Genomic DNA, 13,479 nt, shown 5'->3' with positions numbered 1-13,479 from the left:
GGAGCAGGTCAGGAGGCCGGAACGAGCGCCTTCACGGTGAGCAGCGAGACGGAGGTCGACTGGCAGGCGGTCACGTCGGCGTCCTTGACGAAGAGGGACTCCGTCGACCCCGGCGGGTAGACGCGGAAGCCGTCCGCCTGCTTCGGGTTGCAGTCCGACTCCGAGTAGTTCATCGCCTGCACGATCTTCAGCGGCGCCTGCGCGCTGCCGCCCGGCTGCAGGGTCACGGTCGGGTGGGGCGAGCTCCGGTCGAGGTCGGCCGCGGCACCCAGCTGCGTGCCGTTGCCGTCGCCGACGAAGGAGACGCCGGGCCAGCCCTGCAGGGAGCACTCCGAGCTGCCGCCGTTCGTCAGCACGAGGGTGACCTCCACGCTGCCGGCGGCACCGCCCTCACCGGGCTGGATGCTGCCCGTGAGCGATCCCGTGTCGCACTGCCCGTCGATCGGCGTCGACGTGCTCGTGCCGGTGGGCCGCGGAGTGGAGGTGGCTGTCGACGTGGACGTGGAGGAGACGGGGCTCGACGTCGGCGAGCCGCCGGCGGCGCAGCCGGCGACCGCGAGCACCAGAGCGCCTGCGGCGAGCGCGGCAGCGGCCACGCGGGAGGCGACGAAGCGGGACGAGCGAATCCGTGAACGGGCCATCACCCCATCCCACCAGCACCGGCGGCCGCCGGCGTGGCAGCGCGCCGGATGTCGCGCGGATCGGCCGCCGACCCGAAAGCGCCCATGTGATGCGGAGACCATGGCTGGCAGGATGGACCCATGAAACCGATCGCATCCTGGCTCGTTCACTATTGGGCGGTCGTCGTCCCGGTCATCGGGGTCATCGCGCTCGTCGCGTTCTGGACGGTCGAGCTTCAGCCGTGGGCGGTCGTCCTGATCGCACTGGTGCTCGGCGGGACCGTTCTCGCCGCTGTCCAGCACGCGGAGGTCGTCGCTCACCGAGTGGGCGAGCCGTTCGGCTCGTTGGTGCTCGCGGTCGCCGTCACCGTCATCGAGGTCGCGCTGATCGTCACGTTGATGACGACGGGCAAGGACTCCGAGACGCTCGCCCGGGACACCGTCTTCTCCGCGGTGATGATCACGATGAACGGAATCGTGGGCCTCTCGCTCCTCCTCAGCTCCGGCCGCGGAACCATGACGTCGTTCAATGCCAAAGGCAGCAGCGCTGCCCTCGCGACCGTGACGGCCATGGCGACCCTGACGATGGTGGTGCCGACCTTCACCGAGACGCCCGGCCCGCAGTTCTCGCCGAGCCAGCTCGTCTTCGCGGCGCTCGCCTCCATCTCCCTCTACGCGATGTTCGTGTTCACGCAGACCTTCGCGCATCGCGACTTCTTCCTCCCCGTGGCTCAGAAGGCGAACGAGGGCAACGGCAACAGCGACGACGAGGAGACGCACGCCGAACGGCCGTCAACCCGCACCGCGCTGATCAGCGTCGGCCTGCTGCTCGTCGCGCTGGTCGCGGTGGTCGGACTGGCCAAGCTCGAGTCGACGCCGATCGAGCGCGCGGTCACCGGGGCCGGCCTGCCGCAGTCGTTCGTCGGCGTGATCATCGCGCTACTGGTGCTGCTGCCCGAAGGCATCGCGGCGGCGAAGGCGGCGAAGCTCAATCGCATGCAGACGAGCCTCAATCTCGCGCTCGGCTCGGCCATCGCCAGCATCGGCCTCACCATCCCCGTGATCGCCGTCGCGTCCATCTGGCTGCCCGGCGCGCTGCACCTGGGTCTGGGCGCGAGTCAGATCGTGCTGCTGGCGCTCACCGTCGCCGTCAGCATCCTGACGCTGATGCCGGGGCGTGCGGTGCGGATGCAGGGCGGCATCCACCTGATCCTGTTCGCGGCCTTCATCTTCCTGTCGATCGCGCCGTAACCGGAACGCCCGGCCGCGCGGGAGGCCTGCGAGCGATCACCGGCCGGCGGCGACCGCCGCGTCGAAGAGCTGCTCGGCCGCGAGACGCGCGGCGAGCGGGGTGCCCCCGCAGAGCGCGGCACTGGCGGAGGCACCGTCGAAGAGCAACGTGAGCTGCACGGCCAGCACGTGGGGGTCGGCTGCACCGGCGGCCACCGCCTGCCGCTCGAAGAAGCCGGTGAGCTCGTTCTTGAAGTGCTGCGCCACCCGGGCCGCGGGATGCTCGCGGTCGCGCAGCTCGGTGGCGACGTTGACGAACGGGCACCCGTAGAAGTCACTCGCCTGCGCCGCGGCATGCAGGGCGTCGTAGACGTGGAGCACCCGCTCCCGCGGGGTGCTGTCGTCGCTCTCGGTGAAGTAGCCGGCGACGACGCGAGGGCCGTACTCGCGGAGCATCTCGGCGACGATGGCGTCCTTACCGTCGAAGTGCTGGTAGATCGAGCGCTTCGATACCGCCGCCTCCTGGGCGATGCGGTCGACCCCGACGGCGTTGACGCCCTCCCCGATGAAGAGCCGGGCAGCGGCGGCGAGCACGCGCTCACGCGGCTTGGGCCGGGGCTCGACAGGAGTTGTGGTCATTGGTCGATTCTAGGGCCGGCGGTGGACAAAGTAAACCGATCTGTGTACATTGCGAGTACACCGATCTGTTTACTTTTGGAGGAACCATGACCGACCTCACCGGGCGCACCGCCCTCGTCACCGGAGCCAACCGCGGACTGGGCGCCGCCTTCGTCCGCGGCCTGCTCGAGCGCGGCGTCGCCACGGTCTACGCCGCCGCCCGCCGCCCTGAGACCGTCATGATCGACGACCCGCGGGTCGTTCCGCTGGCTCTCGACGTGACCGACGCCGAAAGCATTCGCCGTGCCGCCGAGATCGCCTCCGACGTCACCGTCCTCGTCAACAACGCGGGTATCGCAGTGAACCAGTCCCTGGTCTCCGGGGACCTCGACGAGATCCATCGGGAGTTCGACACCAACTTCTGGGGGCCGGTGCTCGTCACCCGCGCCTTCGCTCCCGCGATCGCGCAGAGCGGCGGAGGAGCGGTCGTCAACATGCACTCGGCCCTGAGCTGGCTCGCCCTCGGCTCGTACAGCGCGACCAAGGCCGCGCTCTGGTCCGCGAGCAATTCGGCGCGCGTCGAACTGGCGCCGCAGGGCATCCAGGTCGTCGGCGTGCACGTCGGCTACGTCGACACCGAGATGGCGGCGGGAGCCGACGGCGTGAAGGTGCCGCCCGCGCAGGTCGTCGCCGAAGCGCTCGACGCCGTCACAGCCGGAGACGCCGAGGCGATCGTCGGCGACGTCGCCCGCCACGTGAAGTCGAAGCTCCACGAGGACGTGCGCGCCCTCTACCCCCAGCTGGCCAGGTAGGACGAGGCGGCGAAGCCTTCCGGGCGGATGCCCCAGCGCACAGTCCACTCGTCGCCGGGCTCCAGCCACCGGAGGCCCTGCCCGCTGTTGAGGGCGTTGGCCGGGGCGGTCATGGGCTCGACCGCGAGCGCGACCTCGCCCGCCGGCTTCGTCGCGAACGAGCGATGGGTGAACAGCTGCACATAGGCGAAGGCCGGATCGCTCCAGAGCACCACACGGCGTCCGTCGTCGGCCGAGAGCACATGCTCGGGACGCTCGGCGAGACCGCCGAACCCGTCGTTGACGTCGAGGTCGCTGACGCGGGCACCCGCGGAGAGGTCGTAGCGGGTGCTTGCGACCGGCGTCTCCCCGGTGACGTTGAGCCGGTCGTCGGTCTCGAAGCGCGTGCGCGCGGAGACCGTCAGCGTGAGCTGTTCGGCGGGGACGTCCCCGATCCGGAGGTAGGGGTGGGCTCCGACCGCCACCGGGGCACGGAGACCGCCCCGGTTGACGATCGTGTGGGTCACCGTGAGCCCCTCGGTGTCGAGCTCATGCTCCACCGTGGTGTCGAGCAGGAAGGGATAGCCCGCCTGCGGGTAGATGCTCGCGGCCTGCGTGACCGACGAGTCCGTGCGGGCGACCAGCGTGTACGGCTGGAAGCGCAGCAACCCGTGGCTGGCGTTCCCGAGCTGCGGCTCCGTCAGGGCGAGCTGCTGAGGGGCGCCGTCGAGCTCCCACCGCCCGTCCTTGACGCGGTTGGGCCACGGGACGAGCACGATACCGTCGGCGGAGGGCGGGGTGGCGTCCTCCGCGAAGGGCTCGGTCAGGTCGACTCCCGCGTAGCGCAGGGTGCGGATCCCGGCCGCGACCTGGGTGATGGTCGCGCTCAGGTCGCCGAATTCGAGGTCGTACTGGTCGCCGGTGGGTGCTCGCATGGCGACAGCCTAGGCCCCGGCGACGGTGACCGGCAGACCGGTTTCGCGCAGTGCGGCCAGCTCGTCCGCGGGGGCGGAGGCGCCGGTGATCAGCGCCGAGACCTCGTCGATGCCGGCGATCCGGCCGAGGTGGGTGCGACCGAGCTTGGAGCCGTCTGCGACGACCACCGCGCGCTCTGCGGTGGTCACCATCGCGCGCTTCAGGTCGGCTTCCGGGAGGTTCACGTTGGTGACGCCGCCGGTCGTGTGCACGCCCGTGCAGCCGATGAAGGCGAGGTCGGCGTGGACCCGTTCGAGCAGGTTGGAGGCCAGCGGCTCGACGAGCGAATGCTGCAGCGGTCGCAGGGTGCCTCCGGTGACGACCACTTGGAAGCGCGGGATGGCCCGCTCGAGTTCGAGGGCGATGGTCAATCCGTTCGTGATCACCGTGACGTCGGTCAGGTCGTCGCGGTCGGCGAGGGCGCGAGCGATCGCGGCCGTCGTCGTTCCCACGTCGAGCAGGACACTGCTCCCCGAGACGACGAGGGTCGCAGCGGCGAGCCCGATCGCCCGCTTCTCGTCCGCCGAGGCCTCGAGGGCCTCTTCGAAGCTCGCCTCGCGCATGCCCGTCCCCCGCAGCACCGCGCCGCCGTGCACGCGCCGGATGGCCTGCCGCTCGTCCAGGGCGTCGAGGTCGCTGCGCACCGTGACGTCGGAGACCTGGAACTCTTCGCTCAGCTCGCTGACCCGCACGAAACCGGCACGACCGATCAGCTCGAGCATCCGGTCGCGCCGGAGGGCGACGGGCAGCGGTTCGCGCAGCGGTTCGCTCATACGCCCCATCGTGTTCCGCTTGCGTTTGCTTGTCAATACGAAAGCATTTGAGTAGATTTGCTTTCGGAAACGAAAGGCTGGCATGGCTTCCATCACCAAGCGCCCGCACGTCCTCTCCGACGGCCGGGACCTCATCTACTACGACGACGCCGACACGACGCTCGCCCCGGACCGCGCCCCCGACCTCCGCGAGGCCGCTCCGCGCCCGGCGACGGCGACCATGCGGCAGGATCCGCTGACCGGCGAGTGGGTCTCGATCGCGGCCGCACGCCAGAACCGCGTCATGCTGCCTCCGGCCGAGCTGGATCCGCTCGCGCCCGCCACGCCCAGCAACCCCTCCGAGATCCCCAGCGTCTACGACGTCGCGGTCTTCGAGAACAAGTCACCGTCGTTCGGCCCTCTGCTGGAGGACGCAAACGCCCCCCGCGGCCTCGACGACCTGGCGGAGGTCGGCCTCGGCCGCACCCGCACCTCCGTCGGCCGGTGCGAGGTCGTGTGCTTCAGCCCCGCGACGAGCGGCTCCTTCGGCAGCCTCACCCCGTCCCGCGCCCGCACCGTCATCGAGGCGTGGGCCGACCGCACCGCCGTGCTCTCGGCCCTTCCCGGCGTCCGCCAGGTGTTCCCGTTCGAGAACCGCGGGGAGGCGATCGGCGTCACCCTGCACCACCCGCACGGTCAGATCTACTCGTACCCGTACATCACCCCGCGTACGAATGCGCTCCTGCGCTCGCTGGGCTCCTACGGTCCGACCCTGTTCGCCGACATCCTGGAGCGCGAGCGCGCCTCCGAGCGCGTCGTCCTGGCCGGGGAGCACTGGACGGCCTTCGTGCCGTTCGCAGCGCGCTGGCCGATCGAGATCCACATGCTCCCGCACCGCCACGTCGCCGACTTCGCCGAGACGAACGAGGCCGAACGCGACGAGCTCGCCACCCTCTACCTGCGGGTGCTGCGCGGAGTGGATGCGCTGTACGACTCCCCCACCCCCTACATCGCCGCCTGGCACCAGGCGCCGGTCGATGTGCGCCGCGACGAGATCCGGCTCATGCTGCAGATCACGTCGCCGCGCCGCGCCGCGGATAAGCTGAAGTTCCTGGCCGGCTCCGAAGCCGCGATGGGAGCCTGGATCGGCGACGTCCCACCCGAGAAGGCGGCTGAAGCCCTCCGCGAGGCGGTCGCCCGTGCCGACCGCGAGAACCCGGTCGGGGAGCTCCCCTCCGGCATCTCCGGCCTCGTCACAGCCCCGCCCGTCCCCTCCGACCGCCCCGCCCCTTCCGCCCGAAAGGCCGACCGATGACAGACCTGCGCTCCGGCGTCCGCGACGACTTCGCCGAGGTGTTCGGCCGCCAGCCGGACGGCGTGTGGTCCTCCCCCGGCCGTGTCAACCTCATCGGCGAGCACACCGACTACAACGAGGGCTTCGTGCTCCCGTTCGCCATCAACCGTCGCACGGTCGCCGCCCTGGGCCTCCGCGACGACCGCACCGTGCGCGTCGGCAGCACCTTCGCCGACGAGCTCGTGGAGATCGACCTCGACGCCCTCACGCCCGATGCCCTCTCCGGCTGGTCCGCATATCCGCTCGGCGTCACCTGGGCGCTCGGCGAATTCGGCGCCGACCTGGCCGCCGTGCCCGGTTTCGACCTCCTGATCGACTCGAACGTCCCCGTCGGCGCCGGGCTGTCGTCGTCGGCCGCCATCGAGGGCGCGGTCGCGCTCGCGCTGAACGACGTCTGGCAGCTCGGCCTCGACCGCAAAACCCTCGCCCGCGTCGGCCAGCGCTCCGAGAACGTCGCCGTCGGCGCGCCCACCGGGATCATGGACCAGTCGGCATCGCTGCTCGGCGAGCCGGATGCGGCCGTCTTCCTGGACTGCCGCACGCTGCACTCCGAGATCGTCCCGCTGGGTCTCGCCGAGGCCGGCCTCGAGATCGTCGTCATCGACACCCAGGTGGAGCACGCCCACGCGACCGGCGGCTACGCCGAGCGCCGGGCCTCCTGCGAGGCCGGCGCCGCCGCACTCGGAGTGGAGTCGCTGCGGGACGTCTCCGTGGCCGACCTCGACCGCGCGCGCACGCTCCTCGACGACGTGACGTTCCGCCGCGTGCGCCACGTCGTCACCGAGGACCAGCGGGTGCTCGACACCGTCCGCACCCTGCGCGAGCAGGGCCCGACCGCGATCGGCGAACTGCTCGACGCCTCCCATGCCTCCATGCGCGACGACTTCGAGATCTCCGTGCCCGAACTCGACCTCGCCGTCGAGACCGCGCAGGCCAACGGCGCCATCGGCGCCCGCATGACCGGCGGCGGCTTCGGCGGCTCGGCGATCGCCCTCGTGCCGTCGCACGCGGTCAGCCGTGTGCTGGTCGCCCTCGACGGCGCCTTCGCCGAGCACGGTTTCGGCCAGCCGAACCTCTTCACCGTCGTCCCGTCCGAAGGCTCGCGCCGCGAGAGCTGAGCAGCCCGCATCCCCGCCGTTAACCTCCCGGCAACCCCCCGGGAGGAAGATGGTGGGGATGACGGACCCCGAGATCACCTGGCTGGACGCCGACACCGTGCAGCTCCGGCAGCCGAAGTCGTCGCATTGGGAGGCGCCGTTCCTCTTCCTGCTGTTCGGCCGGCGGCGCGCGCTCCTGCTCGACACCGGTGCCACCGCAGACGAGTCCGTCTTCCCCCTGCGAGCGACCGTCGACCGCCTCACCGATGTGTGGCTGCGACGCAACCCGGCGGTGTTCCTGCGCCCCTACCCGCTGGTCGTCGCGCACACGCACGCCCATCGCGACCACATCGCGGGGGACCCGCTGCTGGCGGCGCGCCCCGCGACGACCGTGGTCGGCACCACGGGGGCCCAGGTGATCTCGTTCTTCGGCTTCCGATCCTGGCCGGATGAGACCGTCGAGTTCGATCTGGGCCAGCGGACTGTCGATGTGATCGGCGGCCCGGGCCACGAGCCGTCCGCCGTCGTGTTCTTCGACCGCGCCACGGGGATCCTGTTCACCGGCGACACGGTGCTGCCCGCGCATCTCTACATCCGGGATCGTGCGCAGTACACCGCGACCATCGACCGGCTGGTCCGCTTCCGCGACACCGCCCCCACGCGGGTGCGCGAACTGCGCGGCGCCCACATCGAGATGTCGCAGGAGCCCGGCGTCGCCTACCCGCCCGGCACTCTCGACCAGCCGGACGAGCCTCCGCTCGAGCTGCCTCCGCGCATCCTCAACCGCGTCCGCGCGGCGCTGGACGACCTCGCCGAATCACCGGACGGTCGCGTGGTCCGCAAGCGCTTCATCGTCGTCGACGAGAGCCGGGATCGGGCCACGCGCGCTGGCTAAGCTGACGGGATGACCCTCGTCACCCTCTCCGACGGCTCCGCACCCCAGGTCTCCCCGGACGCCTTCGTCGCGGCCGGGGCCGTCCTCGCCGGCCGCGTGCGCCTGGCCGCCGGCTCCAGCGTCTGGTACAATGCCGTGCTCCGCGCCGAGGCGGAGGACATCGTGCTCGGCGAACGCAGCAACATCCAGGACAACGTGTCCTGCCATGTCGACGCCGGCTTCCCGCTGACGATCGGCACGGACGTCTCCGTCGGCCACAACGCCGTGCTGCACGGCTGCACGGTGGAAGACGGCGCGCTGATCGGGATGCACGCCACCGTCCTCAACGGCGCGGTGGTCGGGGCGGGATCGCTCGTGGCGGCCGGTACCGTCGTGCTCGAGGGCACGATCGTCCCTCCGGGTTCCCTGGTCGCCGGGGTCCCGGGAAAGGTGCGCCGCGAGCTCAGCGCCGAGGAACGGTCCGGTCTCGTCGCGAACTCGGCCGCCTACCTGCGGCTCGCCGAGGCCCATCCACGGGGCTGAGTCAGCTCTCGACGGCGCCGGGCTCGACGTTCGCGGGCTCTCCGCCGGTCAGGAGCACCAGCTCGGCGAAGGTGGTCGGGAACACCGTGTGCGGGTGCCCGGCAGCCGCCCAGACCTCCGGGTAGCCCGCCAGCGACACATCCACCACCGTGCGCAGCGGGGCGGGGTGACCGACCGGCGCGACGCCGCCGATGGTCTGACCCGTCGCCGCCTTCACCGTTTCGGCATCGGCACGGCGGATGCGCCCGCCCAGCCGCTCCCCGAGGTAGGCGGTGTCGACGCGGTGTGCACCGGAGGTCATGACGAGCAGTGGCTCGCCGTCGATGGTGAAGACCAGCGAGTTGGCGATGGCGCCCACCTCGATGCCCAGCTCCGCTGCGGCGGAGACGGCCGTCGGCGTCGCCGCCTCGAACCAGCGGACCCGCGGCTCCACGCCGGCGGCGAGCAGCGCCGCCTCGACCCGCTCCACGGCGGGATGGGTGCGGTCGGCGCGCTCGTCGCTCATGCCAGAGCCCGCTCCGCGGACTCGACGACGTTCTGCAGGAGCAGCGCGCGGGTCATCGGGCCGACTCCACCCGGGTTGGGGGAGACCCAGGCCGCGACCTCCGCGACATCGGCCGCGACATCGCCCGCGACGACGCTCTTGCCGGTGATCGGGTCCTCGACACGGCTCACGCCGACGTCGAGCACGATCGCACCGGGCTTCACATTGTCGGCGGACACGAGCCCGGCGACGCCGGCTGCGGCGACGATCACGTCGGCCCGCTTCAGGTGCTCGTCGAGATCGACGGTGCCGGTGTGCGTCAGCGTCACCGTCGCGTTGTACTCGCGACGCGTCAGCAGCGAGCCGATCGGCCGACCGACGGTGACCCCGCGGCCGACGACCACGACGTGCTTGCCGTTCAGCTCGATGCCGTGCCGCTCCATCAGTTCGATCACGCCGCGCGGCGTGCAGGGCAGCGGCGTGGTGATGGGCCGGCTGACGTTGAGCACCAGACGGCCGAGATTCGTCGGGTGCAGACCGTCGGCGTCCTTTGCGGGGTCGACGAGCTCCAGGATGGCGTCGGTGTCGAGGTGCGGCGGCAGCGGCAGCTGGACGATGAACCCGGTGCAGTCGGGGTCGGCGTTCAGCTCCTCGATCACGGCCTCCAGCTCGGCCTGCGAGATGTCGGCCGGGAGGTCCCGGCGGATGGAGGCGATGCCCACCTCTGCGCAGTCGCGGTGCTTGCCGGCGACGTACCACTGCGATCCGGGGTCGTCGCCGACCAGGATGGTGCCGAGACCCGGGACGACGCCCTGCTCGCGCAGGCGTGCCACACGCTCGGTCAGTTCCTTCTTGATCGACGCGGCCGTCGCCTTGCCATCCAGAATCTGTGCGCTCATCTGCGCTCCTTACGTGATGAAGCCATCGCCTCCGGACTTATGCACGCCCGCCGACGGCGTGTCGCGTGCACAAGTCCGGACTCGATGGTGCGGGGAGGGGTCAGATGGAGGAGGGCAGCTCGACCGGGAAGGCGTCCTGGCCGGACGGCGTGAGGCCCGGGTAGAGCGGGAAGGCCGCCGTCAGCGCGTCGACGCGGGTGCGCAGGGCTGCGGTGTCGGCTCCGGGCACGAGCGCCGCAGCGATGATGTCGGCCACCTCGACGAACTCGGTGTCGCCGAAGCCGCGGGTCGCGAGCGCCGGGGTGCCGATGCGCAGACCGGAGGTCACCATCGGCGGGCGCGGGTCGAACGGCACGGCGTTGCGGTTGACCGTGATGCCGGCCGCGTGCAGCACGTCCTCCGCCTGCTGGCCGTCGAGCTCCGAGTTGCGGAGGTCGGCGAGCACCAGGTGCACGTCGGTGCCGCCGGTGAGCACGTCCACGCCCGCAGCACGCGAGTCGTCGGCGGTCAGGCGCGAGGCGAGGATCTGGGCTCCGCGGATGGTGCGGGCCTGGCGGTCCTTGAACTCGTCGGTCGCGGCGAGCTTGAACGCGGTCGCCTTGGCGGCGATCACGTGCATGAGCGGGCCGCCCTGCTGGCCGGGGAACACGTTGGAGTTGAGCTTCTTGGCGAGCTCGGTGTCGCGGCTCACGATGAAGCCGGAGCGCGGACCGCCGATGGTCTTGTGCACCGTCGAGCTGACCACGTCGGCGAACGGGACCGGCGACGGGTGGAGGCCTGCGGCGACGAGCCCGGCGAAGTGGGCCATGTCGACCCAGAGCTTGGCGCCGACCTCGTCCGCGATGGCGCGGAAGGCGGCGAAGTCGAGGTGGCGGGGATAGGCAGACCAGCCGGCGATGATGACCTGCGGCTTGTGCTCGAGCGCCTTGTCGCGGACGACGTTCATGTCGACGAGGAAGGTCTCGGGGTCGACGCCGTACGAGACGGCGTTGTAGAGCTTGCCCGAGAAGTTGAGCTTCATGCCGTGGGTGAGGTGACCGCCGTGGGCGAGCTCGAGACCCAGGATGGTGTCGCCCGGGGTCGCGATCGCGGAGAGGACGGCCGCGTTGGCGGAGGCACCGGAGTGCGGCTGGACGTTGGCGTACTCAGCGCCGAACAGGCTCTTCGCCCGGTCGATCGCCAGCTGCTCCGCGATGTCCACGTACTCGCAGCCGCCGTAGTAGCGACGGCCCGGGTATCCCTCGGCGTACTTGTTCGTGAGGACGGAGCCGACGGACTCCAGCACCGCGCGCGGCACGAAGTTCTCGGAGGCGATCATCTCGAGGTAGTCGCGCTGGCGGCCCAGCTCGAGCTGCAGCACTTCGGCGATCTCGGGGTCGACCTCCGCGAGCGGTGCGCCAAACGTAGAGGGAAAGGCGGTCGAGGGCAGGGTGTCGGTCACAACGGTCTCCTTCGGACAGGGATGGACATTCGTACGTATCGACCCAGGCGCGCGGCCGAATCCACCCATGCTTTCGAGGTACCGTCGTCGCTCCCCGATGGTGACCATCTGAGCGCCAGTCGCGACGTGGGCAAGCATAGCAAAGGCGACTGAGGGGCGTGCCCTTGCCCATTAGTTAGGAGGGCTGCGATACTCGCTGATGGCCGCCCGGCGGGGTGGACGGATGCGGCCGCCGCCCGAGCAGTCCCCAGCCGCGTTAGGAGCCTCCGTGGTCGTACCCCGCCCTGTCGAGCTCGAGAGCACGACCGATGCGCCCTTCATCCTCGGGCCGACCGCCCGGATCAGCGTCGCCGGCGCCGGGGCGGAAGGCGTCGCCGCGCTCCTCCGCGACGCCTTGCGCAGCGACTGCCACCGCGAGCTCGTCGTCGTCATCGAACCGCCGGAGTACGGCGACATCGCCATCGTCGTCGCGGACCACGAAGGGCCGGACGGGCATCACGCGGAGGGCTACTCGCTCGATGTGGCTCCCGAGGGCGTGCGCATCGGCGCCGCCACCGCCGCCGGCGCCTTCCGCGGCGTCCAGACGCTCCGCCAGCTGGTCCCGGCCTCCTGCTCCGACGATCCGCTGACCATCGAGGCCGTGCGGGTGCGCGACCACCCCCGGTACTCCTACCGCGGGGCGATGCTGGATGTCGCCCGCCACTTCTTCCCCGTGCGCGACGTCGAGCGGTTCATCGACGCGATCGCGCTGCTGAAGATCAACCACCTGCACCTGCACCTCACCGACGACCAGGGCTGGCGCATCGAGATCGCCTCGTGGCCGGAGCTGACGGGCATCGGCGGCTCGACCGCGGCGGGAGGCGGCGCCGGCGGCTTCTACACGCAGGACGAGTACCGCGGCATCGTCGCGTACGCGGCCGAACGGCACATCACCATCGTCCCCGAGATCGACATGCCGGGGCACACCAACGCAGCGCTCGCGTCGTATCCCGAGCTGAATCCCGGTGGCGTCGCGCCGGCCCTGTACACGGGAACGACTGTCGGGTTCAGCACCCTTCTCACCGGGCACGCGACGACGGAGCGCTTCCTCGCGGACGTCATCGGCGAGGTCGCCGCGCTGACGCCCGGGCCGTTCCTGCACATCGGCGGGGACGAATGCCTCAGCACATCGCGCGAGGACTTCCTGGCCTTCATCGCGCACGCGGCGCGCCTGGTCGCCGATGCGGGCAAGATCCCCGTCGGCTGGCACGAGATGGGTGCGTGCGACACGCTTCCGGAGGGCTCCGTCGGGCAGTACTGGGACTTCCGCCGACCGCGCGGCACCGCGGCGGAGGACATCCTCTCCTTCGTGCGCCAGGGCGGCGCGGCCATCCTGTCCCCTGCCGATGTCACGTATCTCGACATCGTGTACGAGAAGGGCGAGCCGATCGGCCAGGACTGGGCGGACGGCCCCACGACCGTCGTGGACGCCCTGTCCTGGGACCCGGCCCGCATCGTCCCCGGGCTCGGCGACGCGCACATCCTCGGCGTCGAGGCCCCGCTCTGGACGGAGACGGTGACGACGATCGAGGAGGCCGAGGAGATGGTGTTCCCCCGGCTCGCGGCGATCGCGGAGATCGGGTGGTCGCCCGCGCCCGCCGACACCGAGCCGGTGGAGGCCGTACGCGACTTCCCGGAGTTCGCCGGCCGTCTCGCGGCGCTGGCGGAGCACTGGGACGCCTCCGGGACCGTCTACCGCCGGACGGCCGAGGTCCCCTGGCCGGAGAACGCCTCACGCTGACGCGCCCGTCCGAGGGCGCCG

14 protein-coding genes and 1 riboswitch are annotated in these 13,479 nt (G+C 71.2%); of the genes, 7 read left to right on the top strand and 7 right to left on the bottom strand.

The window, feature by feature from the left end:
- Positions 1 to 8: 8 nt before the first annotated feature.
- Positions 9 to 641, bottom strand: coding sequence for a DUF4232 domain-containing protein (locus ACFVU2_RS16370; RefSeq protein ID WP_387876394.1), 633 nt, complete (start codon positions 639 to 641; stop codon positions 9 to 11).
- Between the two features lie 120 nt (positions 642 to 761).
- Here ACFVU2_RS16370 and ACFVU2_RS16365 point away from each other — a divergent pair, with 120 nt between their 5' ends.
- The gene (locus ACFVU2_RS16365) at positions 762 to 1,871 is read left to right on the top strand and encodes a calcium:proton antiporter (protein ID WP_387876391.1); all 1,110 of its coding nucleotides are present in this window, start codon (positions 762 to 764) and stop codon (positions 1,869 to 1,871) included.
- Positions 1,872 to 1,907: 36 nt separating this feature from the next.
- Here ACFVU2_RS16365 and ACFVU2_RS16360 read toward each other — a convergent pair whose 3' ends face one another.
- A complete protein-coding gene (locus ACFVU2_RS16360) occupies positions 1,908 to 2,489 on the bottom strand; it encodes a TetR/AcrR family transcriptional regulator (RefSeq protein WP_387876389.1) in 582 nt (193 codons plus the stop codon).
- A gap of 86 nt (positions 2,490 to 2,575) precedes the next feature.
- Here ACFVU2_RS16360 and ACFVU2_RS16355 point away from each other — a divergent pair, with 86 nt between their 5' ends.
- A complete protein-coding gene (locus tag ACFVU2_RS16355; protein WP_387876387.1) occupies positions 2,576 to 3,280 on the top strand; it encodes an SDR family oxidoreductase in 705 nt (234 codons plus the stop codon).
- Here the strand turns inward: ACFVU2_RS16355 and ACFVU2_RS16350 are convergent.
- Both ACFVU2_RS16350 and ACFVU2_RS16345 read right to left on the bottom strand, forming a co-directional pair.
- On the bottom strand, positions 3,259 to 4,194 hold the full coding sequence (locus ACFVU2_RS16350; RefSeq protein WP_387876384.1) for an aldose 1-epimerase family protein: 936 nt from the start codon (positions 4,192 to 4,194) through the stop codon (positions 3,259 to 3,261). The genes ACFVU2_RS16355 and ACFVU2_RS16350 overlap by 22 nt on opposite strands.
- A gap of 9 nt (positions 4,195 to 4,203) precedes the next feature.
- Positions 4,204 to 5,007, bottom strand: a complete 804-nt coding sequence (locus ACFVU2_RS16345; RefSeq protein ID WP_387876382.1) for a DeoR/GlpR family DNA-binding transcription regulator — start codon at positions 5,005 to 5,007, stop codon at positions 4,204 to 4,206.
- A gap of 82 nt (positions 5,008 to 5,089) precedes the next feature.
- Between ACFVU2_RS16345 and galT the strand changes: the two genes are divergently transcribed.
- The 4 genes from galT to ACFVU2_RS16325 are packed head-to-tail and all read left to right on the top strand — an operon-like array spanning position 5,090 to position 8,854.
- Complete coding sequence (galT, locus tag ACFVU2_RS16340) at positions 5,090 to 6,301, top strand: galactose-1-phosphate uridylyltransferase (RefSeq protein WP_387876380.1); 1,212 nt, start codon at positions 5,090 to 5,092, stop codon at positions 6,299 to 6,301.
- Positions 6,298 to 7,458 carry a galactokinase gene (gene galK / locus ACFVU2_RS16335; RefSeq protein ID WP_387876377.1) on the top strand — a complete coding sequence of 387 codons (1,161 nt, stop codon included), beginning with the start codon at positions 6,298 to 6,300 and terminating at the stop codon, positions 7,456 to 7,458. Before galT ends, galK begins: the two co-directional genes overlap by 4 nt.
- Positions 7,459 to 7,516: 58 nt before the next feature.
- Positions 7,517 to 8,332: an MBL fold metallo-hydrolase gene (locus ACFVU2_RS16330; RefSeq protein ID WP_387876375.1), complete on the top strand. Its 816-nt coding sequence runs from the start codon at positions 7,517 to 7,519 to the stop codon at positions 8,330 to 8,332.
- A gap of 9 nt (positions 8,333 to 8,341) precedes the next feature.
- Positions 8,342 to 8,854, top strand: a complete 513-nt coding sequence (locus tag ACFVU2_RS16325; protein ID WP_387876373.1) for a gamma carbonic anhydrase family protein — start codon at positions 8,342 to 8,344, stop codon at positions 8,852 to 8,854.
- A 1-nt stretch (position 8,855) separates the two neighbouring features.
- On the opposite strand, the gene ACFVU2_RS16320 is transcribed toward ACFVU2_RS16325, so the two are convergent.
- From ACFVU2_RS16320 to glyA, 3 genes are all read right to left on the bottom strand, one after another.
- Positions 8,856 to 9,359 carry a YbaK/EbsC family protein gene (locus tag ACFVU2_RS16320; RefSeq protein ID WP_387876371.1) on the bottom strand — a complete coding sequence of 168 codons (504 nt, stop codon included), beginning with the start codon at positions 9,357 to 9,359 and terminating at the stop codon, positions 8,856 to 8,858.
- Positions 9,356 to 10,237: a bifunctional methylenetetrahydrofolate dehydrogenase/methenyltetrahydrofolate cyclohydrolase gene (locus tag ACFVU2_RS16315; RefSeq protein ID WP_387876369.1), complete on the bottom strand. Its 882-nt coding sequence runs from the start codon at positions 10,235 to 10,237 to the stop codon at positions 9,356 to 9,358. The genes ACFVU2_RS16320 and ACFVU2_RS16315 overlap by 4 nt, the downstream gene beginning before the upstream one ends.
- Before the next feature lie 100 nt (positions 10,238 to 10,337).
- Positions 10,338 to 11,678: a serine hydroxymethyltransferase gene (gene glyA / locus ACFVU2_RS16310; protein ID WP_387876366.1), complete on the bottom strand. Its 1,341-nt coding sequence runs from the start codon at positions 11,676 to 11,678 to the stop codon at positions 10,338 to 10,340.
- 34 nt (positions 11,679 to 11,712) lie between these two features.
- Positions 11,713 to 11,811, bottom strand: a riboswitch (ZMP/ZTP riboswitch).
- 135 nt (positions 11,812 to 11,946) lie between these two features.
- Here glyA and ACFVU2_RS16305 point away from each other — a divergent pair.
- A complete protein-coding gene (locus ACFVU2_RS16305) occupies positions 11,947 to 13,458 on the top strand; it encodes a family 20 glycosylhydrolase (RefSeq protein WP_387876364.1) in 1,512 nt (503 codons plus the stop codon).
- Positions 13,459 to 13,479: the final 21 nt, after the last annotated feature.

Source organism: Leifsonia sp. NPDC058194, from assembly GCF_042883605.1.
Taxonomy (GTDB): domain Bacteria; phylum Actinomycetota; class Actinomycetes; order Actinomycetales; family Microbacteriaceae; genus Leifsonia.
Note: the sequence above shows the minus strand (reverse complement) of the source record. Positions and strands in the feature narration are given on the sequence as shown.

What these genes read in the sequence shown, in the direction of transcription:
- ACFVU2_RS16370 (WP_387876394.1), bottom strand. Translation starts at nt 641, where the DNA reads ATGGCCCGTTCACGGATTCGCTCGTCCCGCTTCGTCGCCTCCCGCGTG.
- ACFVU2_RS16360 (WP_387876389.1), bottom strand. Translation starts at nt 2,489, where the DNA reads ATGACCACAACTCCTGTCGAGCCCCGGCCCAAGCCGCGTGAGCGCGTG.
- ACFVU2_RS16350 (WP_387876384.1), bottom strand. Translation starts at nt 4,194, where the DNA reads ATGCGAGCACCCACCGGCGACCAGTACGACCTCGAATTCGGCGACCTG.
- ACFVU2_RS16315 (WP_387876369.1), bottom strand. Translation starts at nt 10,237, where the DNA reads ATGAGCGCACAGATTCTGGATGGCAAGGCGACGGCCGCGTCGATCAAG.
- ACFVU2_RS16355 (WP_387876387.1), top strand. Translation starts at nt 2,576, where the DNA reads ATGACCGACCTCACCGGGCGCACCGCCCTCGTCACCGGAGCCAACCGC.
- ACFVU2_RS16325 (WP_387876373.1), top strand. Translation starts at nt 8,342, where the DNA reads ATGACCCTCGTCACCCTCTCCGACGGCTCCGCACCCCAGGTCTCCCCG.
- galK (WP_387876377.1), top strand. Translation starts at nt 6,298, where the DNA reads ATGACAGACCTGCGCTCCGGCGTCCGCGACGACTTCGCCGAGGTGTTC.
- ACFVU2_RS16320 (WP_387876371.1), bottom strand. Translation starts at nt 9,359, where the DNA reads ATGAGCGACGAGCGCGCCGACCGCACCCATCCCGCCGTGGAGCGGGTC.
- ACFVU2_RS16330 (WP_387876375.1), top strand. Translation starts at nt 7,517, where the DNA reads ATGACGGACCCCGAGATCACCTGGCTGGACGCCGACACCGTGCAGCTC.
- ACFVU2_RS16345 (WP_387876382.1), bottom strand. Translation starts at nt 5,007, where the DNA reads ATGAGCGAACCGCTGCGCGAACCGCTGCCCGTCGCCCTCCGGCGCGAC.
- ACFVU2_RS16365 (WP_387876391.1), top strand. Translation starts at nt 762, where the DNA reads ATGAAACCGATCGCATCCTGGCTCGTTCACTATTGGGCGGTCGTCGTC.
- galT (WP_387876380.1), top strand. Translation starts at nt 5,090, where the DNA reads ATGGCTTCCATCACCAAGCGCCCGCACGTCCTCTCCGACGGCCGGGAC.